This window comes from Paenibacillus apii (assembly GCF_011043685.1).
GTDB lineage: Bacteria > Bacillota > Bacilli > Paenibacillales > Paenibacillaceae > Paenibacillus_AQ > Paenibacillus_AQ sabinae.
In genome coordinates, this window is the sequence record NZ_JAAKGU010000002.1 from 406,317 (window position 1) to 428,576 (window position 22,260).

Sequence of the window (22,260 nt, forward strand, 5' to 3'; positions counted from 1 at the left end):
GGGATGGATTTTATCTTGCAAAACATCTAAGAAAAGGCCTTTTGTATGGACAAGTCATCATGAGCTGTCTGTATGCAAAAGGCCTTTTTTATGCCCGAAATGGAGGTTAAAATATTTTTTGGTGTCAATTTCGTAACTTTTTCGGTAAAACTTAGTCTATTAATTATGTAAGGGGAACGCGGTGGGGGAATATTTGAGATGGGAGAGTTACTTTGAATGAATAGCAGTTGTTCGTCGAACCAGACTAGAAATGATAAACCAGGGAGCTATAGAAAAACTGTCGCCGCCAAATGGGTAGCCGCTTCGCTCGCGGGCGTGCTGTGGATCATGCCGGTCATCGGCAGCGAGCCGATGCAGTTCCGGCAGGGCTTCTCGTCAATTGCAGAGGCCGCTTCCTCTTTTACAGCAACCAAAGTGAGTGAAGAAATCATTACATCGGGTGCAACGAAGCTGAAATACAAATATACCGTAACCCGCTCGGGCAGCAAAGCCACCGGCCTTGCAGATGTTATCCGCGTGGATCTGAACAATCCTTACGTCTCTATAGACGTCATGACTGGAAAAAATGGTAAGCTGACCACGCGCCAGAGCACGGGCGGAATGGCCAAAGAGACGGGTGCGGTAGCGGCGGTAAATGGAGATTATTTCAATACCGGAGGTGAAGGTGCGCCGATCGGCGGTGAAGTATCGGGGGGAACTCTGGTATCGACCCCGTCTCAGTTAAATGGACTTTATGCTTTTGCCCTGACGACTGACAGAAAGCCGATCATCGACCAATTCTCGTTCGAAGGGACGATAACGGCGGCAGACGGCTCGCAGCTTACACTGGCGGGAATCAACAAGGGGGCATACAATCCGGAAGGCGGGGCTTCGACTTACAGTCATGTCAATGCGGCGTATATTTATACGGATGCTTGGACGGCGCTGGAACGGCCGAAAAACAGTTCTACCTCCCCGACCGAGGTGCTGGTCGAAAATGGGATTATTACGCAAATTTCAAGCCGAAATACCGCTCTGCCGATTGCGGTGCCGGCGGGCGCCTATATTCTGCGGACGCACGGAACGGCTGCACAGTTCGTTGCCGATCATTTGCAGGTTGGACAGCCTTTGACAGCGGCCTATTCTCTTCGCTCAGCAGCAACAGGGGAAACCATCGATCCGGCAAATCTGCAGATGATGATCGGCGGGCACACGATTCTGGTGGATCAAGGGAAGGCGGCGGCATTCTCCCGTTCCGTCAGCAGCATCGGCGGCTACCGGGCACGAACGGCGCTTGGGTATTCCCAGGACGGCCGCTACGCTTACATTGTCGCGGTGGAGAAGAATGACAGCAGCTCGGGGATGTCCCTCTCCGAATTGCAATCCTTTATGACGAGCGTCGGCGTATATAAAGGGCTCAACCTGGATGGCGGCGGTTCAACGACAATGGTCGACCGGCCGCTGGCCGAAACCGAAACAATCCTCTCGTTCGATACGGAATACGGCACGGAGCAGCGCAGCATTGTCAACGGGGTTGGTGTCTATACCAATGCGCCGCAGGGAGAAGTGAAAGGGATCAAGATCAGCGGCAGCAGCGTCCTGCTCATCGGTCAGAAAGCATCTTATACGCTGAAAGGTTACGATACGTATTACAACCCGATTGACGTCGCCTCCGGGAACCCCTCCTGGAAATCCAGCAGCAGCAGCGTAAGCGTCAGTGGAGGCGAAGCGACGGCTGTGAAGCCGGGAACAGCCGCTGTGACCGCGACCAGCGGATCGGTAAGCGCCTCAACGACAGTTACCGTGCTTGGCGGAGACGATTTGACCCGTTTGACGGCGGGAACGGTTAACGGTCCGCTGAAGGCAGGGACCTCGATCCCGGTTCCGATTACCGCAGTTGTCAAAAACGGCGCTTCCATCAGCGTGCCGGATTCTGCAGTGAAATGGGAGTTTGTCGGCTTCAAGGGAAGTGTGCAGGGCGGCAAGCTGACCGTGAATTCGGTAAATGCGGGAGTGATGACGGGTTATGCCATTGCGCGTTACGACGGGTTCAGCACGGCAATTGTGCTGACGACAGCCGCGGCAACCCCGTGGGAGGATTTTGAAAATGTCGCTTATCCGATCGCTTTTACTACAAATAATCCGGCTGTTCTGGGAACGGCTTCGATTACAGCGGGCAGTGAAGACCACGCCGGGTCGAAGGTTCTGAACCTCAGCTATGATATGACCGCGGGTACGGGCAAGATGTACGCCTACGCCCAATTCAACGGGACGGCTGGCAAATCGGTTCCGGCGGCGGCGACCTCGATGTCGCTTGATGTGATGGGTGATAAGAGCCTGAACTGGCTGCGTGCCGAATTTACGGATGCCGGGGGAGCAACAGTCTATGTAGATCTTGCCAAAACCATCGACTGGACTGGATGGAAGAAGCTTGATATTGACCTGTCAGGTTCAGGAATGAAATTCCCGGCAGCGCTGAAACGGTTGTATGTCGTGAATGTCGAGGAAGGACAGGATGAACGCGCCAAGACGGGCACCGTGGCCTTTGACAACATTTCCTTCACCATGCCTTCGCTGTCGAGCGAGGCGGGATTGCCTACGGGAACGGCGTCCATGACGATCGGCCAGAAGACGCTGACGGTCAACGGAACGAAGAAAGCCATTGACTCGGCGCCGCTGGTGCAGAATGGAACAACCTATGTGCCGATACGCTATGTGTTGGACGCTTTTGGCGGCAGCGCATCCTGGGACCCGGTCACCCGGAAGATTATGGTTCTCCGCGGCTCCAAAGCTTTGGACCTTACGGTAAACAAGAAGGAATTTGTCCTAAATGGCGTACGGCAAAGCGCAGAAGTAGCGCCTTTACTCCTACAAGGAAGGACTTTAGTCCCGCTTCGCCTGGTCTCCGAGCAGCTTGGACTCACCGTAAAATGGGAACAGGAAACGAAGACCGTAACGATCGAATCATGATATGTTAATATAAAGGCGTGCCTTAATATGATTCGATAGAAATGGGGCCATTGTCCGTGGAATTCCAACCCGATGCCATTGACCGCGTAATCAAGAATACGATTGACGTAATGGAAGACAGCAAGTATCAGATTTTTGAGATTTTGCAAGCGGCCCGCGAGGAGCTTGCAAATCTCAACAATGAACTGCAGCAGGTTCGGCAGGAGACGGATGAAATGCTGCAGAAGGTAGACAAGCTGGAGGTCGATTACCGCCGGTCACGTATCCGGTTAACAGAGGTCAGCCGCGATTTTGTTCGTTATACAGAACAAGATATCCGGATTGCCTACGAGAAGGCGACGGAGCTGCAGCTTGAGCTTATGATGAGCAGGGAAAGGGAAGCTTACCTCAGGAACCGGCGAGACGAGCTGCAGAAGCGGGTCCGGAGCGTCGAGAACTCGGTGGAGCGGGCGGAATCGATCGGCTCGCAAATGAGTGTGGTCTTGAAGTATTTGTCCGGAGAACTGGGACATGTAACGCGGATTGTCGAATCTGCCAAGAACCGTCAGATCATCGGGCTCAAAATTATTTTGGCCCAGGAAGAGGAGCGCAAGCGGATTGCCCGCGAAATCCATGATGGCCCTGCTCAAATGCTGGCCAACCTGGTGCTCCGAACAGAAATTGTGGAAAGAATGCTCGTGAAGCAGGAATTTGGACTGGTCCAGAACGAAATAGTAGATCTGAAAGGACAGGTACGTTCAAGCCTCGAGGAAATGCGCAAGGTCATTTTTAATCTGCGTCCGATGGCTTTGGATGACTTGGGACTTATTCCCACGCTGCGCAAGTATGTTCATGATTATGAGGAGAAGAATAAGATCCGAACCTCTTTTGAAACCAGAGGCAAGGAGCACCGCCTGTCGTCAGCTATGGAAGCAGCCGTGTACCGGCTCATTCAAGAGGCGCTGTCCAATGTGGCAAAGCATGCTTGTGCCAGCTACGTTTTGGTGGAAATTACATATCAGGCACAGTTGATCAAAATTGTTGTCAGGGATAATGGAATAGGCTTCAATGTGCAGAAAATGAAAAAAGAGCAGATTGACAGAGAAAGCTTCGGACTGGTCGGGATGCGTGAACGCGTGGAACTGCTGGAAGGAAGAATGGAAATTGAATCTGCCGAAAATGAAGGAACCGCAATCATTGTCCATATTCCAACGAACGTGGAGAAGGGAAAGGAGTAGTGTAATGGAGAACCAAAACCCCGGCAAGACACCCATTAAAGTACTTTTGGCTGACGATCATCAGCTGTTTAGAGAAGGACTCAAGCGTATTTTGAATATGGAGGAAGACATCGAGGTCATAGGCGAATGCGGTGACGGCATACAGGTGCTTGAGTTCGTCAACCAGAATAAACCGGACATCGTGCTGATGGATATCAATATGCCGGTCGAGAACGGCGTGGAGGCGACGGAAAAGCTGAGGGAAATGTTCCCCGACGTCAAAGTGATTATTTTGTCCATCCATGACGATGAAAGCTACGTATTCGAAACGCTGCGCAAGGGCGCCAACGGTTATCTGCTGAAGGATATGGAGGCCGAGTCGCTGATCAATGCGATCCGTTCGGTATGCGAGGGGCACGCCTTTATCCATCCCAAAGTGACGGGCAAGCTGATTAACCAGCTTCGGCGGATGACTTACCTGAACGAAGCGGGCGCGATTGCCGAAACCTCGGTGAAGGAAGCGGGAGTCAAATTCGTGGCAGGCGACAACAATCCGCTGACGCGCCGCGAAGCCGAAGTGCTGCGCCTGATGGCCGAAGGAAAGAGCAACAAGATGATCGGCGAATATTTGTTTATCAGCGAAAAGACGGTCAAAAACCATGTCAGCAGCATTTTGCAAAAAATGGAGGTCGACGACCGCACCCAAGCGGTTATCAATTCGATCAAATACGGCTGGGTAACGCTGTAAAATAACCCCTAAAGCTTACGGTATGCGAAATTTCGCGCAAGTCACCTCTTCTCTTTTGCCGGCATATAGTGTTGGTATAAGAGGAGGTGCATCTCCATGATGGCCCAGCTGATCTGGATCGGAGCTGTGTATGCATCTGCGGTAATGTGCGTTCATGCGCTTAAATTCCGCGACAAGATGAAAGCGTCCGGCGAAATGGAAAAATGGCTCCACTACATTCTGATTGCCCGCAATCATGAATCCGTGGTGGAGGGGGTGATCCGCGCGATGACACTGCAGTCTTTTCTGACAGGGAAGCGGCTGCGGGTAACCTTTATGGACGACGGCTCCAGCGATGGAACGCTGCGGATTGTCTCCGGGCTGCGGGACGGCGGTTGTTCTCTGGATGTACGGATGGCGCACGGAATGGACGGTTATCTTCAAGCAGATCAGAAAGCGCAGTCACTGCGGAGAGATGAAGATACCGTGATTGACCTGCGGCAACCGGAGCATCCGATTCCGCTGCCGTTCATGCGGGCTGTAGGAAGCAGGGGATTTCAATCGAAACGCAGCAAGATGTAATCGCTGGCCGATTAAAGGATACAATACCATATCGGAGTTCTTGGTGAAGCACACTTTCCTAAAATAGGGGAGTGTGCTTTTTTGCGTGGATTCCTATAAAAAGAGGAGAGATGCACATGAGGGCGGCAGTGTATACGGTAAAGCAAAGCAATGGCTGGGAGGCGTATCTGTCCATTGATCCAAGGGTGGATGTCTTATGGTGGAAGGGGGAATTGAGCTGGAAGGAAAACGAGGTAACGCCTGCGGCGGATAGGGTGATTTTCCTCGGCGTTTCCCTGCCGCTGGGCTGGGCGGTAAAGCTGCATAGGAGCTTCACGTACCGGAAGGAGATGGAGCGGTGGAGCGAAGCGGCCTGGACAAGCTATGCGCGGGAGATTCTGAAAGCGGAACTGGATCAGGAGGAGGAGCTTCTGCGAGCTGGGGGCGATAGTCCGGGTGTTCCGGAACAAGAGTCTGAGCAGACGGGGACAGATCAACGGGATCTGCTCCATCCGCACAAGCTGTTGGACTATGCGGACTGGCTTGCCAAGGCGCTGCGGGGCCGGTCGCTCCTGGAGTCCGAAGTGGAAGCGCTGCTGACCGAGCGCCGCCCCGAGCTGCTGGGCTGCTGGCGGAGCGCGGCGCAGCTCGCGTATTTGCAGGGCAGGCTGCGCCTGGAGGCCGCAGTAGGGGCGGAGCTTGCGGGGGAAGCGGGAAGCTTGGAGCGGGATGGGGCTGGGGGAGCAGGGCTGAGAGAAGACGTTGGGCGTGACAAGCAACTGGGGAGATCCGGGCGGGTGGAGCATAGGGAAGACGGGCATGAAAGGGATAGGGGAGCGGCTGGGCGAGCGGGCTGGGGAGTAGGGACCGGGCGAGAGGGTGCCGGGTATGTGAAACGCCCGGGGCGCGCGCTGGCCCGGGCCGCATGGCTGCCGGCCCTGCGCGGCCGCCTTGCGCGGCGCTTCGCCGCCGCGCCCGCACACCCGCGCTGCCTGCGCTGCGGCAGCGCCGCCACGGGCCGCACGGCCTGCGCCGCGTGCGGCCTGGCCGGCTGCGCCTACTGCGAGGCCTGCCTCGCACTCGGGCGCAGCCGGGCTTGCGCGCTGCTGCTGCGCGGCGCAGCGCTTCCGGCCGTGCGGGGCACGGCCGCTATGGACCCCGCCGGGCTGCGGCACCGGTGGGGGTTAAGCGCGGCGCAGGCGGAGGCCGCCGGCGCTGCGCTGGGGTTCCTCGCGGAGCCGCGCGCGGGCTCCGCGGCCGGGCGCCCCGAGCGGTTCCTGCTCTGGGCGGTGACGGGAGCGGGAAAGACGGAGATGATTTTCCCGCTCCTTGAGGCCGTGCTCGCCGCAGGCGGGCGGGCGCTCGTGGCGACGCCGCGGCGCGACGTCGTGCTGGAGCTGGCGCCGCGGCTCGCCAAGGCATTCCCGGCGGAGAGCATCGCCGTGCTGTATGGCGGCAGCAGGGACCGCTGGGCGGAGGGCCGGTTGGCCCTCGCGACCACGCACCAGCTGCTGCGGTTCTACCAGTGCTTCGACCTGGTCATTATCGATGAGCTGGACGCATTTCCTTTCCACAACGATCCTATGCTCGCTTTTGCCGCTGAAGGAGCGTGCAAACCCGGAGGAGCGTTTATTTACTTGTCTGCTACGCCGCCTCAGACAATGCAGCGGGAGGTCCGCCGGGGAAGACTGAACCATGCGAGAGTGCCGGTCAGGTTCCACGGTTTTCCTCTTCCGGTGCCGAAGCATTTGAAAATGCCCTCAGTCGGCGACTGCCTGAAGCGCGGACGGCTGCCGATTAAGCTGATCCAAGCGCTCAAACATTCGCTTGAACGTGAGGCGCAAATTTTCCTGTTTGTCGCCCGGATTGTGCAGATCGACAGACTGCTTTCGCTTTTACGCCGTGCATTGCCCGGTGCTGTCATCGAAGGAACCTCTTCGCAGGACCCCGAAAGAGTGGACAAGGTCGCCGCTTTCCGCCGCCGGGAAATCTCCGTACTCGTAACCACGACTATTCTGGAAAGAGGAGTCACCGTTCCGCGCAGCGATGTGTTCGTGCTGGACGCGGACGACCGGCTCTTTGACGAGGCTTCGCTCGTTCAGATGGCCGGACGGGCCGGCCGCTCAAAGGACGACCCTAAGGGCCGAGTCGTGTTCGCTTCCAGGCAGTGGAACCGTTCGCAGCGCGGCGCATGCGCGCAGATTCGGACAATGAACAAGATTGCCCGGCATAAGGGCTACCTGAACAAGGGGGGAGTTCAATGATAAGTGGAAGCTGGCTTAAGCGCGTTCATTCTCTCCTTGCCCCGGGGCAGGATCATTGCCTAGCGTGCGGCCGGGAGGGAAAGCACTCGTCCCGGCTGCCCGGCATTTGCGAGCACTGTGCCGCGGCTGTTCCGTGGATTATTCGCCCCCGCTGCCCCAAATGCGGCCGGCATGTCGGCTGCCCCGACTGTGCGCGCGGAAACGACGCGTCCTCTCTGATACGCAACCGGAGTGCGGTGGCCTACAGCAGTGAGATGCGTGAATGGCTCGGAAGGTATAAATACAGAGGAGATGAACGTTTCGCCGAAGTGCTTGGAGTCATGCTGGACCAGGCTTATGGTATGCTTAAAGCGGAAATGGAGACATTGGCGATTCCCGAGCGGGAAGGGGACATGGCTATGGCTGCGAAGGTCCAACCCGGACGAGTGGCCGCTGCTGTTGGGCAGTATTTCCGGGCTTTGCCTGAGGGGTGGAAGGTGCTGTTGTCACGGTTAAGCTTTCCGGCAGCATCTTCTCAGCATCCGCCGCTGCCCGTTTACGCCGCTCGGTCTGGCAATGCCCGCGGGTGGGAGGCGGATTTACTAGTGCCTGTGCCAGTCAGCGGCGTCCGGCTCGCCGAGCGCGGCTTCAATCAGGCCGAAAGACTGGCGCAGCTCCTATCGGCACGCCGCAATATCCCCGTCATGGAACTGCTGCTCCGCGCCCATCATACCGGCAAACAGAGCTTTAAGACCCGGGCGGAACGGCTTGCCGATATGCGGCGCGCTTTTGTCCCGAATCCGGCATGGACCGGTGAATTTGCGGAAAAGCTTTTATTTTCCGCCCGCTCCAACTCGGGAAATACCAGACATTTCCCGGCTTGTTCGCCTCCGTTAAAAATAATAATTTTAGATGATATCTATACGACGGGAAGTACCATCCGCGCTTGTGCGGAGGTGCTGCAGAAGATGGTATCGTCCGCCGGCCGCGAGGCCGAAATTTACAGCCTGACCTGGGCCCGTTCGTAAGGGCAATCCTTTCTTAGGATGGGGAAGGCATAGACGAAACGGGCTCAATCATGTAATCTAGGAGCACAAGCAGTCTATTGACGGATTATTTTGGAAAGAAAGGGCGCTGCCAAATCATGAATATCGATAATTGTCCGCGGTGCGGCAAGATCTACGTCAAGAATGTTATGGAACTGTGTCAGTCCTGCGTTAAGGAACTGGAGAAGCAGTATGAGATTTGCGTGAAATACTTACGGGAGAATAAAGGCGCCAATATTCAAGAACTCTCCGATGCCACCGACATCCCGATTAAGGAAATCACCCGCTTTATCCGGGAGGGACGAATTTCCATCGCCAATGCGCCGAATATCATGTATCCTTGCGAGGTATGCGGAACGCTGATCCGGGAAGGGCATATGTGCGACAGCTGCCGCAGCAGACTGACCCAAGACTTAATGAATGCATCGAAAGAAAGCGCCGCTTCGGAAGCTTCTCGCAAGGATTCCAAGGGAGCTTACAGGGCGGTAGATAAGCTGCGCGGCCAATAATTTATACAAAAAATACGCTTTCAGGTATAAAGTATGTTTCAATCAAGGCCGATAAACTTAGTAAAGATTATCGGCCTTTTTATAATCGAAAGAAGGTGTTAATTGTGAAGATCAACGAAAGCGGACGAATTAATCCGATTAATCCTTACCAACGGAATGCGGAATCACAAAGGCAGGAACAGATGAAGAAAAGTACACCCAAAGACGAGGTAACCATTTCCACGGAAGCCATGAAGCTTTTGGAAGCGCAGAACAGTGGTAAAGCCGACAACGAACGAGCCCAAAGAATTCAAAGCCTGAAGCAGCAGGTCTCCGCCGGTACTTATCAAGTAGACGCATCCAAGCTCGCCGAGAAACTCGCCCCCTTTTTTAAGCAATCCTCTGAGAATTAGGTGAAATCATCCATGGGACTTACAGCATTGATTGAATTTCTCGAGCGGCTGGACGAGACACATTTACAAATGCTTGATCTGGCCGCTGCAAAGAAACAAGCCATAATGGACAATAAGGTTGAAGGTCTCATTGAAATCCTTAACCAGGAATCCAAGCTTGTTAAGCTTGTTGGACAGTTGGAGGAGCAGCGAACCCAAGCCACTTATGCCTTCCTGCAGGAAGTTGGAATTCGTTCCAACCTTAACTTAACCCTTACCGAGCTCTCCCGACTTGTATTTGACCCTGAAGACAAAGCGAAATTGCTGCATATTCAAGACCAGCTTGCTCATACGCTGGATCGCTTGAAGAAAGCCAATGAACTGAATCAGAGGCTGATTGAGCAGTCGCTTGCATTTATAGATTACTCCCTGGATTTGCTTGTCGGCAGACCGAACCAGGATATTACCTACCAACACCCGGCCAATCGGGATAACGCGGCAAGAAGGCCAGGTTTTTTTGACGCGCGGGGATAAATTGAGCCGACAGAATACCGTTTTGCTGCAACAATCACAAGGGAGGAGCAAATAGCATGACATCTACTTTTCATTCTATAGAGACGGCTAGACGAAGTCTTTTTACTCAAACGGCCGCCCTGAATACAACCGGTCACAATATTGCTAACGCCAACACGGAAGGCTATACGCGCCAGCGTGTTAATATGAAAGCAGCAAGTCCAATTGAAGCATATGGACTAACAAATTCAACCGTTCCCGGGCAATTGGGTACAGGGGTGGAATTCACCTCCATCGAACGGATTCGCGAGATGTTCCTTGATGAACAGTACCGCGGAGAGAATGCTGCTCATGGCAACTGGAGCATTCAATCCGACACCCTCGATAAGCTGGAAGCGATTGTGAACGAACCGTCAAATACAGGAATTCGAACAGTATTGGATAACTTTTGGAAGTCTTGGTCCGACCTTAGCAAGAATCCAGAGGATCCCACCGCACGCAAAATTGTAGTGCAAACTGCGCAATCTCTTACGGATGCCATGAACTATATGAGTACCCAATTGAGTAATCTGGATAGCGATCTTAATGAGAACGTTGATACTAAATCTAAAGAAATCCAGACTTACTTGAACGCCATAACCGATCTGAATCGATCGATTACCAAGATTGAGGGCATGGGTGACCATGCTAATGATTTGCGGGATCAGCGCGACCTGCTGACGGATAAGCTATCCAAGATTGTCAACATCACCGTTGTAGAGACCGATGCAGGCTATAACATTTCTTCGGGAACACGGGCGCTTGTTCAGGGGGCGGCAAATCCCGCTACTGTAGACAGTGCATTTCTCAATGATGCCTTTACCTCGGGAGATTTAAGGGCTGGTGAAGCTTATGGCATGATTTTCTCCAGCAGAAATTATGTTGCTGATTACAAGAATCAGCTTGATGCTATGGCAGGCACGATTGCTAATGGCAGTGTGGAAATCACGCTTCCTGCCGGTTCCAATCTTCCAGAGGGAACTGTGCTTACCAATGATGCTCAGATTAAGCAAACGGACGGAACAGTGGTCACTTTGGCGGCAGGCCAAGCCATGTCTAAGGGGGCTGCCCTGTACGAGGATGTTAAGACTGTAGTCCGAGGATTGAACGGATTGCATCAACTGGGTTATGCCATGGACGGAAGCTCAGGCCGTTCCTTCTTTACAACCTCGGATGGCAGCAGCACAATCAATGCCGGTAATATCAAGCTGAATGAAGATATAGCGGCTGATGTTTCCCTGTTTGCAACATCGCTGCGTACAGTACTGGATAGTTCCGGGAATCCCCAGGTCATTAAGGGGAACAATACCCTTGCGCTTCTGATGAGTAATCTGAAGGATAACAAAACGTTTACTACGCCAGATGGTTCCAAGACAGGGACGGTCGGTTCTTACCTTAGCTCGATGGTTGGACAGCTTGGCATTCAATCTCAGGAAGCAGCCCGTCAGGCAGATAATGCCGACTATCTTGTTGAACAGGTGAACTCTCGCCGTCAATCGGTCAGCGGGGTATCTCTGGATGAAGAAATGTCGAATATGCTGGTGTTCCAGCATGCGTATAGCGCCGCCGCCCGTTTCATGACAACTTATGACGAAATGCTTGATAAATTAATCAATTCTACCGGCACCGTCGGAAGATAAAGGAGGACTAGCATATGTTGAGGGTCACCTCCAATATGATGAATTCGCAGCTGCTGCTTAATCTGAACCGGAATGCCCGTACTATGAATGATACGCAGCTGCAGCTGTCCAGCGGACGCAAAATCAACAAGCCCTCCGATGATCCTGTAGGCATTACGTATTCCTTGCGTTACCGGGCTGAGCTTTCTTCAAATGAGCAGTATACGAAGAACGTAGACAGCGCACTTTCCTGGCTGGATTATAATGATACGGTGCTGGGACAAGCCGGAGATGTCGTTCAGCGTCTACGGGAGTTGACCGTACAAGCTTCCACAGGCAGTAATCCCCAGTCTGCACTGGATAGCATCAATCAAGAAGTGCTGCAGCTTAAGGAGCAGCTTGTAGACATTGCCAACAGCAAGCTCAACGGCAAATATATATTTAATGGTGAGCAGTATAATACAAAGCCCTATGATTTTGCTAAGGGTGCAGATGGAACATATGATGTGTCCCAAAATATTACCACGGATTCAGGCCAGATTCAGTACATCGTAGGCGAAGGCGTGCAGATGCCGATTAATATGACTGGGAATGATGTGTTTGGCCATACCGGAGATGCGGACAATATATTCACTATTATTAACAATATTTCCAATTCGTTGACATCGGGCGATCTTACCGGAGTTTCAAGCCAGTTGGACAAAATCGACACGCGTGTAGAAACAATTCTCTCCTCCCGTGCTGAAATCGGAGCCAAGACCAACCGTGTGGAATTAATACGGGATCGGCTTAGTGATTTGAACATTAACCTTACGGATCTGCAAGCAAAAACCGAGGATGCCGATTATGAGGGCTTGATTATGCAGTCCAAGATTCAAGAAAACATATATAATGCGTCCTTGTCGGTGGGTGCCAAAATTATTTCCACCTCGCTGGTTGATTTCATCAGATAATGGAGGTGGCTATCGTTGCTGCAGTCAATTTTGCAAATACGCCAGACTCCTGCTGTTTTAGGTATAGATGCTGATCTCGGCTCGTTCTCTATAAGACAACACAAACCGAATATGAAGATTACCACTACCCCAGGTGAACTTCATGCCCAATCCTTCCGGCCTGAACTCACCATAGATCAATCCAGAGCACGGGCGGCCTACAACGGGGGGAGTGTGCTGGATATGAACAAGCGGATTTATTCGGGTATCCAGCAACTCTATCTACAAAATCTCGCGCAAAAAGTCGAAAACGGAAACCGAATGGCGGAATTTTTTAAACCGGGGAATACCATAGCGGAAGTTTACGGTTTAGATACGGAACCTCGTTCGTTCCCGGAGCCGTGTGGTCCTGCATCCTATGATAATGTAGACATTCATTTCGAGACGAGAGCGCCGCAGATTGAGTTTACACCTGCTCAGGTTGACGTTGCGGTGGAGAACAATCGGCCGGAGATTGAATACACCCGTGGCAAATTAGATATATACATGCAGCATTATGCTTCCGTGCAGTTTATTCCGCCGGAATTGAATGTTCAAATGTAGCTATCAAGCTATAGATGTGCCGGAGAGCGCTTCTATAGCTTTTCTACTATTTAAATATCCGATTATGAGGAGTGAACAATTTGATTATAGAAACGCTGACTTGGGGGGAGCTTGAAGTGAAAGAAGAGCAGATTTATCATTTCCCCAAAGGAATTCCCGGATTCGATGAAGATACGGAGTTTGCCTTGATTGCTATGGTGGATACTCCATTCTGGGTATTGCAATCAGTGAAGGAACAAAGACATTCCTTCTTGTTGGGTGATCCGTTTGCCTTCTATCCCTCATACGAATTTGAATTGCCTGATGATGAGGCGGAGGAACTGCAAATTGAAACGGAAGTGATGGTTGCTTGTATCATTACATTGAAGGAACAGATTGAACAGTCGACGGTTAATCTGTTAGCTCCTATTGTGTTGAATCCTGCCAAACGTACCGGCAAACAAATCGTGCTGCATAAAGCCCCTTATCATACGAAACATAACCTATTGCAAGAACAGCCCGTTATCGACGGAAAGGATGGTGGATAAAATGCTTGTTCTTTCCCGCAAAAAAGGAGAGACCATCGTTATCCAAGACCAGATTGAGCTGACGATTTTAAGTGTTGAAGGAGACACGGTAAAAGTAGGCATTTCTGCTCCTAAACATGTGGATATTTTCAGAAAAGAAGTTTATCTTTCCATCCAGGAGGCCAACCGTGAGTCGGCCGCTCCTCAGCAATCAGATTTGAATGCGCTAATTCATCGGCTTCGTGGGCCGAATAATTGATCTTCTAATAGACAGATTAAGTATTTACCGGGGAGAGAGCAAGATGAATCATCCGAAAGGAAACAAATGCCTACATGGGGTATTTGTATTGATCGCTGCATGTTTTATATTATGGCTTGTGCCTACTCATTCTGAGGCTGCAGCGGAAGGGAAGAACCGGATTGCTGCCGAAGAGCTGAAACGCATAAGCCGTCTATCGTTTACCTTGCGGGATGCCTTTCAAACACCGTATACGGTCTATATTTTTGCAAGTGATGAGAAAATGTCTACCTTGGAAGAGCAAGACTACTGGACCAATAACAAGGTGGGTGACAAAAGCTATACGGGTACATATCGTGCGGCTCTGCTAAAGAACGGAGAGCAATATGGCATCGTTCAATCGGTCAATCTTGAGCTGCGTGAAATCACTATGCCGCAGACTTGGCATTATACCGTAAAAGGCAGTGGAGCTTCCATGCCGGACATGTTGATCCTTTCAGAATGGGGCAGCTCCAATTTCAATCTTGCGCATCCGTTCATTATTCGATCGGGCGTCCTTCAACCGCTGAAATTCATGAATAATAACGGTAAGAAAATGGACGATTATTATCCGGCGAGCCGAAGAGACGGCATCCGTATCTTGTCGAAATCACGAGTCCAATTCAAAGCCTATGACAACAGCAAGACCAAGTATGCAGTTAACACCTTTAAGCTGAATATTAGTAAACTTGAGCTGCGCTTGGATGATACCAGATATGTGGAGCAGGCAGCATGGCCTAATTCAGGAAGCGGGGACCGCGACTATTTGAATAGTCTCAAATCAGCTGCATTTAGCGGATATTTACCGGCAAATCCTCAAATCAAGCTGGGCATGACCTTCAAGTCGGTAAAAGACAAGCTGAACGCGGCAAAGCTTAAAGAAAATGGAGAATGGGGAGCCTTTTATCTTTTTGACCATTATGCAGTAGGCTTCAATGATTATTTGCATGATCTTAACGCCAATTCCCACGTCATGATATTTAATATATTTGCGGATCAACGTAATCTTACCCCTTCCAATGTAAAAAGGTGGCTTGGTAATCCTGGGGAGGAATATTTTAACGAAGAAGAGGGCGGTTACGAGCTTGACTACAAAGTGGGGAATCACTCTCTGGGATTCCATTACGAGGAAGAGTACGGATTCATTCAGCTAATTACCATCTATTAATCTGATTAGAGGATATTTGTGTGTATACAATGACAGACTGCTTTCGTGACTGAGGAGAGCCGTCTGTTTTTGTTTTTTGTAAAAAAGATAAAAAATCTTCGAATAACTCTAAATAGTCCATGAGTCCCTGACGATATATAGTTTAGACGCTGACCGGCAGGGCGGCCGACCTTAATGGTTTGGCGTTTACCACATGGATGTGGAACTAACTAAATTTCAGGGAGGAAATTCCAAATGATTATCAACCACAATATCGCGGCGTTGAATACTCACCGCCAGCTGTCCATCAACACAGCTAACACGAACAAAAATATCGAGAAACTGTCTTCCGGTCTTCGCATCAACCGTGCTGGCGATGACGCTGCCGGCCTGGCAATCTCCGAGAAAATGCGCGGCCAAATTCGCGGTCTCGACCAAGCTTCCCGTAACGCTCAAGACGGCATTTCCTTGATCCAAACGGCTGAAGGCGCACTGAGCGAAACTCACAGCATCCTGCAACGTATGCGCGAAATTGCCAACCAATCTGCAAACGGAACGAACACAGATACTGACCGTGGCGCGCTGCAAGACGAAATGAACCAACTGACTTCCGAAATCAACCGTATCGGCAACACAACTGAGTTCAATACTCAAAAATTGCTGAACGGCGGTATCGGTTCGGGAGAAAGCGGCAAAGTTACTCAAGCTACTAGCGCTAAGATTGCAGGGGTAACAGCTTATACAGGGGCTGATACTACAGGACAATCAGCTTCACTCACCATCGATGGACAAACCTTCGATTTCTCTGCTGTGTTAAACACAGATAATACTGCAACCACGAAAGCTGCCTTTGCAGATTCTTTGAAAAACGTGACATCTGGTGGAGTTAAACTTAGTGATCTGGTAGATATTGACGCAAGTGGTTCGGCAATCACTTTCACTGCTAAATCTTCTGGCTCCACAAGCACGCTTGAACTTAAAGTAACCGCAGGTGATGATGAGGCAGCTGCTATGCTCGGTTTTGCTGATGCCGCAACAGCAAATGCAGTTGGTGAAGTGAAAGGTGATCCAACCACTGTTGAGCGTGCTGGTCTGCAAGGTGGAACAGCTCTAGGTGGTTCCGATGTTACTATTGCTGCTGGCGCATCCCTTAAATTTACAGTTGGCTCCGACAGCGAAGTTGAAGTTACTTTAAATTCCGGAACTGCAGCAAAAGTATATGACACTCAAAATACTGACGCAAATGTAGCTAAAGCAGCTATGGATGATCTTGTTAAAGATCTGAATGCTGCACTTCAAAAAGCTGGACTGGAAAGCAAAGTAACTGCTTCCCTGTCTAAAGACAATGAAATTCAATTTATTTCCGAGACAGGTAAAGATATTTCCGTAGTCGATGGTACAGGTGCTGCTTTAACACAACTGGGATATGCTGGAACCGAAACAGTCCAAAACGTAGAACAAGTTGTTGGCCCTGGCGCACAAGGAGTTGGTTTCTCCACTAAATTCCAAATCGGTGCTAACACAGGTCAATCGATGTCTCTGACAATCAATGACGTGCGTTCCGCTGCTCTGGGTATTACTGGTAACGCTGGGCAAGCTGGTTTCACTACTGAAAACACCGTTACTAACGGCACTAACGATGTGAAAGCTGAAGCAGCTCTGAATATCTCCACTAGAGAAGATGCTTCCAAAGCTATCGCAGTTCTGGACAAAGCAACTTCGGCAGTTTCCAGCGAGCGCGCTAAACTGGGTGCTGTTCAAAACCGTCTGGAGCACACGATCAACAACTTGGGAACAGCTTCCGAGAACCTGACTGCTGCTGAATCCCGTATCCGTGACGTGGACATGGCGAAAGAAATGATGGAACAAACGAAGAACAACATCCTTGCTCAAGCAGCTCAAGCTATGTTGGCTCAAGCTAACCAACAACCGCAAGGCGTTCTGCAATTGCTCCGTTAATTTATCAGGCTTATCCGCTATAAAGATCAGTATAAAAGTCCCGGGCATCTGCCCGGGACTTTTTCTTATAGTACCAGGAAGTATAAACTCTTATAATTCAAGTTTCTTATTTTTCAAGATAAATTCTTATAATATAGTTCTAATCCTAAAAAATCCCTGCAAATAACCGATATATATATCAATAAGTGAGGTTATTTGGAGGTCAGGGCCTTATGAATGTTCAGTTTTCTCTTTCTGCTAATCCGCCATCCGGTGGGCAGAGCAGACCCGCAGTAACGTCAAGCAAAGGGCCGGTGCAGCCGGTTGATCAAAGTGCTCCAATTAAGGACGCTAAGGATTTAACCCTTAAAGAAAGCCAAGGAGTTAATGTAACTATCGCCGAAGAACAACTCATTCGGACGATTGAGCGGGCAGTTAAAGCTTTGCAGGGACCTGAGACGATACTGCAAGTCAGTGTCCACGAGAAGACGCATGATATTATGGTTAAGGTTCTGAATAAGGATACGGGAGAGCTTATTCGTGAGGTCCCGCCTGAGAAGACGTTGGACCTGGTAGCTAAAATGATGGAGATCGCCGGCATTTTAATTGATGAGAAAATTTAAGGGTAGGAGGTTCAGAAATGCCTCTTCGTATTAACGGCTTTTCAGGTATGGATATAGACAGTATGGTTAAAAGCTTGATGACGGCCAAGCGAATTCCGCTGGATAAGCTTAATCAGCAGAAAACGGTGCTCGAATGGACAAGAGACAGCTATCGCGAGATTAACAGTAAACTTGTTGATTTTCGTTCGAACAAGCTGATTAGCAAATACGGCATTTCCACAGCGATGAATGCAAAGCAAGCGGTAGTCAGCGGAAATACTGCCGCAATTAAAGCGGAAGCCTCTGCGAATGCAACAGGGATCGATATGAGTGTAAGTGTCACCCAACTGGCTACGAAGGCAACGTTGGAGACTAAAGGGGCCGGCACGGGGCTTACAACTGGATCAACCTTGGCCGAAGCCAATGCTACAGCGAGCGGGACACCGATCTCTGCGATCACAGATGCGGATAAGAACAAAGAGTATAAGCTAAAGGTTAATGAACAGACCTTTACCTTTAAGGGTTCGACAGGAATCTCCACAATCATGTCGACAATTAACTCCAACGCAGATGCCAAGGTCACGGCAAGTTTTGACGAGCTGACCGGCAAGCTCATTTTGGCCTCCAAGACATCCGGTTCGGCCGGTACGGTTAACCTTGGAGCGGACCCGGGAGATAACACCCTTCTTGATGCATTCAAAGGTATACAGCAGTACACATCGCCCCTCGGAGTCACAACGGATGTTAAGCCAGGCGTAAACTCCATTTCGTTCATTAACGGGACCAAGATGGATAAAGACAGCAACACCTTTACCGTGAACGGGGTTCAGATGACTTTACAATCAACAACAATTAACGCAGCTGATCCAACCGTAGATCCCGGTGCGGCGGACACGAACAAAGCAAGCATCACACTAACAACCGACCCGCAAAAAACAATCGATACGATCAAAGGATTTGTTGAAGACTATAACAGTTTGATTAGTGTGTTAAACACCAAGATTTCGGAAGAAAGGTACCGAGATTTTGCGCCGTTGACCGATGAGCAGAAGACTGCTATGAAAGATGACGATATCACGAACTGGACAGCCAAGGCTAAAAGCGGCCTTTTGAAAAATGACGATATTCTCAGAAACGCTCTATCTACTATGCGCGAGGTGATCTCTACGCAAATGGGAGACCTAAGCTCGGTAGGGATTACGACAGGCCGTTATTACGAGGGCGGGAAACTGCTTCTGGATGAAACCAAGCTGAGACAGGCGGTAACCGATAATCCGCAAAGAGTGCTGGAATTATTCCAAGGCACCGTCATTGCTCCGAGTGATGGAATTTTCGATAAGCTTGCTTCCAAAATTAACAGTTCCTTGGACAGCCTTGCATCCAGAGTGGGAACCAACAAATTCTCCAGCGATCTAACCAGCAGTTACAAGGAAGAGAGTGTTATGGGCAAGCAGCTTAAAGAGTATAACACTCGAATCAGTACGATGCAGACCAACCTGAATAATGCCGAAACACGCTATTATCAGCAATTCACAGCAATGGAGACCGCCATTAGTAAATTGAATTCACAGTCTTCCAACCTGCTATCCAGCCTGGGAGCATCTTAAAATTAAAGGGTGAAACATATGCTTACATCTCCTTATGAAAAATACCGGCAATCTTCAGTGCAGACTTCCAACCCAGCGCAGCTGGTCATCATGTTGTATGATGGAGCAATTCGTTTTGTCCGCACAGGTTTGGACGCTCTGAAAAAACAAGATTTTGAGAAGACAAGCCTTAATTTTGGCAAAGCGCAAACTATTGTTAGCGAATTAATGTCCACACTGGACTTTACCTATGAGATTTCGAAAAATTTGTATTCGCTCTATGAATATACCAACCATCTTCTTGTTGAAGCCAATATCCGAAAAAATGAAGAAAAAGCAAATGAAGCGATCGGTTACCTGACTGAGCTTCGTGAAACCTGGCTGCAGGCATCCAAGTTGGCTGGCAACCCAACACAGGCTGAAAGCGCAAATGGATAATCTTATTCAGCAGTTACGTCAACTTACTGAGCCTATCATCTTCCGTCTTCACGAAACAACTTACGAGGAACTGGAGTTTTTTGTGGAGGAGCGTCAGAAAATTGTCGATGCAATCACTGAGGGAATCGCATCCTGTCAACCGACATCGGCGCAGAAACAGGAAATTCATCGCATCATAGAACGTGACGCCGAAATTCTCGCCAGAATGAACACGCTCCGTTTGGAAGCCCAGAATTGGCTCCAAAAGCGAAGCATGGCCAAAGCCCAGCGCAGCGCCTACGAAGCCGGCTATACCCCGGAGAGCATTTTAATGGACCGAAAAAAATAATTTCGCATAACTGTTTCAATCGGAGGAACACTTGGGTAATACTACTCATCTGTTCCTCTTTTGATTTATTATCGCGTTTGTTTCATTGTATAAATATTGCATGGGAAATAATTGAAGGTAACCATTTTCTTTTCCAATTGACAATGGAGAACTCGCGGTGGTATAGTCAGAATTGTGAGCAAGACTCACGTTCATTTGATGATGAAGGGAATGTTCAAGCAATGGAAGGTAAAGTTAAATGGTTTAACGCAGAAAAAGGTTACGGTTTCATCGAGACTGCAGAAGGCGGCGACGTATTCGTTCACTTCTCCGCGATCCAAACCGAAGGTTTCAAAACTCTGGAAGAAGGACAGTCGGTTGAGTTTGATATCGTGGAAGGCGCACGCGGACCACAAGCAGCTAACGTAATCAAATTATAATCATCCGGCATAGCCGACCTACATATACGGTAGATGGTTAGCAAATTGAGACGACGCTAGCGTAAGACCCTGGAGAATATTCCGGGGTCTTTTTTGTTTCTTTTTTTGATAAAATACATCATTTGTAAAAAACAAGCAGGAATTTGTTAATTACTCCTAGAATTTAGGCGATGGGTAATTGTTGAGCTTTCTTCTGTCTTACTTATGACTATTCCCACCACAAAGATAGGAGAGTGAATGACAGCATGAAAAAGTTTTGGCGCGGTCTTCTGACCGGCGTTCTTGGAATCGGAATGGTGTTCGGCTCGCTTGGAGCCGCATCCGCCGCATCGACGCCTAAGGACATTCAAGGGCACTGGGCGCAGAGCAAAGTGCAGGACTGGCTGAACAAAGGATATTTGACGGGGTATCCGGACGGTACCTTTAAGCCGAACAAAGTGATTACACGGGCGGAATTTGTAGCTGTGGTCAATCGTCTGTTCAGCTTTAAGGACACAGCAACGGTTACCTTTACGGACGTCAAGACCACAAACTGGGCTTACAGTGAGGTAGCGAAGGCGGTTAAAGCCGGATATATCAACGGCTATTCAAACAACACCTTCCACCCCAACAATCCGATTACACGCCAGGAAGCGGCGGTCATTGCGGCGAAGGTACTGCACCTTAGCACCGATGCAACGTCAACGACATTCAAGGATGCTGCACAAATCTCGAACTGGGCCCGTGGCTCGGTTGCGGCTGTGGCCAACCTGAAGATTATTACAGGTTATCCGAACGGTACGTTCGGACCGAAGAAGCCGCTGACCCGCGCGGAAGCGGTGATCATCGTTGGCAACTCGTCCGCCCATTATACCGGCGGCGCAAGTGCGACACCAACGCCTACTGCGACGCCAGCACCTTCGGCAACGCCTACTCCGACATCGTCTACTGGAGGAGGCGGCACGGTCGTGTATCCTACTGTTAGCGGAGCGACTTACGGCCATGTCGGTTCGGTAACGGCAGACGTCTATTTCACATCCAACGTTACCGGCTCGGTATACTATGTGGTCGCAGCCGGTTCGGCAGCGCTGCCAACCGTTAACGAGATTTACCTCGGTTCGGCGGGAAGCGGCGTAACCGTGGTGAATAAAGGATTGAAGTCCACGACCGCCGGCAGTACCGTTTCCTTTTCCGTATATGGACTTACGGCCGGTACGAATTATTCCGCATTCATGATCCTGGTTGATAATTCCGGCAATAAGTCTGTGAGCGTAGCGAGAGTGGATTTCAAGACAGCGGCAAGCACAGTAACGGGAATCACTTACGCCGCGCCAGGGACATCGACAACCGTTACATCGGTGGTTTATGTGACTTACGGCTCTGCCGGTAATCCGTCCGGCCAAATCCGTTATGTCGTGATTCCGTCCGACCCGTCGATTACCACGGGAGCCGCAGCTCCTAACGCCGTACAGGTATGGAACGGGCAAAACGCTGTGGGTACGGCTGTGGGCAGCGGCTGGCGCGGAGCGCTTTCGAGTGTTACGGCCGGGACCCGAACTCCTATTACCATTACCGGTCTTGCCAGCGGTAAGGAATACAAGGTTTATCTTGTAGCGGGCAACGGCAGTGGAGGTTATTCGCCGGTTGAAGTCGTCACCGTGCAGACCAAGTAAAATACTGCGGAATAGAAAGCTCAACAACCGATATCAGAGGACTTACCCGCGGACCTGAG

The 22,260-nt window shown here is 50.5% G+C and carries 22 protein-coding genes; all 22 read left to right on the plus strand.

Translation table 11 applies throughout. The features are described from left to right. Positions 1-216: 216 nt before the first annotated feature. Complete coding sequence (locus tag G5B47_RS07745) at positions 217-2,949, plus strand: stalk domain-containing protein (RefSeq protein WP_165096349.1); 2,733 nt, start codon at positions 217-219, stop codon at positions 2,947-2,949. A 56-nt stretch (positions 2,950-3,005) separates the two neighbouring features. Continuing rightward, positions 3,006-4,166 (plus strand): sensor histidine kinase, encoded by a 1,161-nt coding sequence (locus tag G5B47_RS07750; RefSeq protein WP_165096352.1) that lies wholly within the window; start codon positions 3,006-3,008, stop codon positions 4,164-4,166. Positions 4,167-4,170: 4 nt separating this feature from the next. Further along, the gene (locus G5B47_RS07755) at positions 4,171-4,893 is read left to right on the plus strand and encodes a response regulator transcription factor (protein ID WP_025336806.1); all 723 of its coding nucleotides are present in this window, start codon (positions 4,171-4,173) and stop codon (positions 4,891-4,893) included. A 96-nt stretch (positions 4,894-4,989) separates the two neighbouring features. Beyond that, entirely contained in the window at positions 4,990-5,454 is a 465-nt protein-coding gene (locus G5B47_RS07760) for a glycosyltransferase family A protein (RefSeq protein WP_165096354.1), read from the plus strand. A gap of 116 nt (positions 5,455-5,570) precedes the next feature. Next, positions 5,571-7,697 (plus strand): helicase-related protein, encoded by a 2,127-nt coding sequence (locus tag G5B47_RS07765; RefSeq protein ID WP_165096357.1) that lies wholly within the window; start codon positions 5,571-5,573, stop codon positions 7,695-7,697. Continuing rightward, positions 7,694-8,704 (plus strand): ComF family protein, encoded by a 1,011-nt coding sequence (locus tag G5B47_RS07770; protein WP_165096359.1) that lies wholly within the window; start codon positions 7,694-7,696, stop codon positions 8,702-8,704. The genes G5B47_RS07765 and G5B47_RS07770 overlap by 4 nt, the downstream gene beginning before the upstream one ends. A gap of 116 nt (positions 8,705-8,820) precedes the next feature. After that, the gene (locus tag G5B47_RS07775) at positions 8,821-9,231 is read left to right on the plus strand and encodes a TIGR03826 family flagellar region protein (protein ID WP_165096361.1); all 411 of its coding nucleotides are present in this window, start codon (positions 8,821-8,823) and stop codon (positions 9,229-9,231) included. 104 nt (positions 9,232-9,335) lie between these two features. After that, on the plus strand, positions 9,336-9,623 hold the full coding sequence (gene flgM, locus G5B47_RS07780; RefSeq protein ID WP_165096364.1) for a flagellar biosynthesis anti-sigma factor FlgM: 288 nt from the start codon (positions 9,336-9,338) through the stop codon (positions 9,621-9,623). 12 nt (positions 9,624-9,635) lie between these two features. After that, positions 9,636-10,136 carry a flagellar protein FlgN gene (locus G5B47_RS07785; protein WP_165096367.1) on the plus strand — a complete coding sequence of 167 codons (501 nt, stop codon included), beginning with the start codon at positions 9,636-9,638 and terminating at the stop codon, positions 10,134-10,136. A gap of 56 nt (positions 10,137-10,192) precedes the next feature. After that, entirely contained in the window at positions 10,193-11,794 is a 1,602-nt protein-coding gene (flgK, locus tag G5B47_RS07790) for a flagellar hook-associated protein FlgK (RefSeq protein ID WP_165096369.1), read from the plus strand. A gap of 14 nt (positions 11,795-11,808) precedes the next feature. Then, positions 11,809-12,726, plus strand: coding sequence for a flagellar hook-associated protein FlgL (gene flgL, locus G5B47_RS07795; RefSeq protein ID WP_206107271.1), 918 nt, complete (start codon positions 11,809-11,811; stop codon positions 12,724-12,726). Positions 12,727-12,741: 15 nt separating this feature from the next. After that, positions 12,742-13,308, plus strand: a complete 567-nt coding sequence (locus tag G5B47_RS07800) for a DUF6470 family protein (RefSeq protein ID WP_165096372.1) — start codon at positions 12,742-12,744, stop codon at positions 13,306-13,308. A gap of 71 nt (positions 13,309-13,379) precedes the next feature. Continuing rightward, complete coding sequence (fliW, locus tag G5B47_RS07805; RefSeq protein ID WP_328804481.1) at positions 13,380-13,835, plus strand: flagellar assembly protein FliW; 456 nt, start codon at positions 13,380-13,382, stop codon at positions 13,833-13,835. Between the two features lies 1 nt (position 13,836). Beyond that, a complete protein-coding gene (gene csrA, locus G5B47_RS07810; RefSeq protein WP_165096377.1) occupies positions 13,837-14,073 on the plus strand; it encodes a carbon storage regulator CsrA in 237 nt (78 codons plus the stop codon). A 43-nt stretch (positions 14,074-14,116) separates the two neighbouring features. Further along, complete coding sequence (locus G5B47_RS07815) at positions 14,117-15,259, plus strand: hypothetical protein (protein ID WP_165096379.1); 1,143 nt, start codon at positions 14,117-14,119, stop codon at positions 15,257-15,259. A gap of 234 nt (positions 15,260-15,493) precedes the next feature. Further along, positions 15,494-17,197, plus strand: coding sequence for a flagellin N-terminal helical domain-containing protein (locus G5B47_RS07820; protein ID WP_165096381.1), 1,704 nt, complete (start codon positions 15,494-15,496; stop codon positions 17,195-17,197). Between the two features lie 212 nt (positions 17,198-17,409). Continuing rightward, positions 17,410-17,799: a flagellar protein FlaG gene (locus tag G5B47_RS07825; RefSeq protein WP_165096384.1), complete on the plus strand. Its 390-nt coding sequence runs from the start codon at positions 17,410-17,412 to the stop codon at positions 17,797-17,799. Positions 17,800-17,816: 17 nt separating this feature from the next. After that, a complete protein-coding gene (gene fliD / locus G5B47_RS07830) occupies positions 17,817-19,385 on the plus strand; it encodes a flagellar filament capping protein FliD (RefSeq protein WP_165096387.1) in 1,569 nt (522 codons plus the stop codon). 18 nt (positions 19,386-19,403) lie between these two features. After that, positions 19,404-19,802: a flagellar export chaperone FliS gene (gene fliS / locus G5B47_RS07835; RefSeq protein WP_165096390.1), complete on the plus strand. Its 399-nt coding sequence runs from the start codon at positions 19,404-19,406 to the stop codon at positions 19,800-19,802. Continuing rightward, positions 19,795-20,130, plus strand: coding sequence for a flagellar protein FliT (locus G5B47_RS07840; RefSeq protein ID WP_165096392.1), 336 nt, complete (start codon positions 19,795-19,797; stop codon positions 20,128-20,130). The genes fliS and G5B47_RS07840 overlap by 8 nt, the downstream gene beginning before the upstream one ends. A 221-nt stretch (positions 20,131-20,351) precedes the next feature. Beyond that, positions 20,352-20,549: a cold shock domain-containing protein gene (locus G5B47_RS07845; protein WP_025336789.1), complete on the plus strand. Its 198-nt coding sequence runs from the start codon at positions 20,352-20,354 to the stop codon at positions 20,547-20,549. 245 nt (positions 20,550-20,794) lie between these two features. Further along, the gene (locus G5B47_RS07850; RefSeq protein ID WP_165096395.1) at positions 20,795-22,201 is read left to right on the plus strand and encodes an S-layer homology domain-containing protein; all 1,407 of its coding nucleotides are present in this window, start codon (positions 20,795-20,797) and stop codon (positions 22,199-22,201) included. The last annotated feature ends 59 nt before the right edge of the window (positions 22,202-22,260 follow it).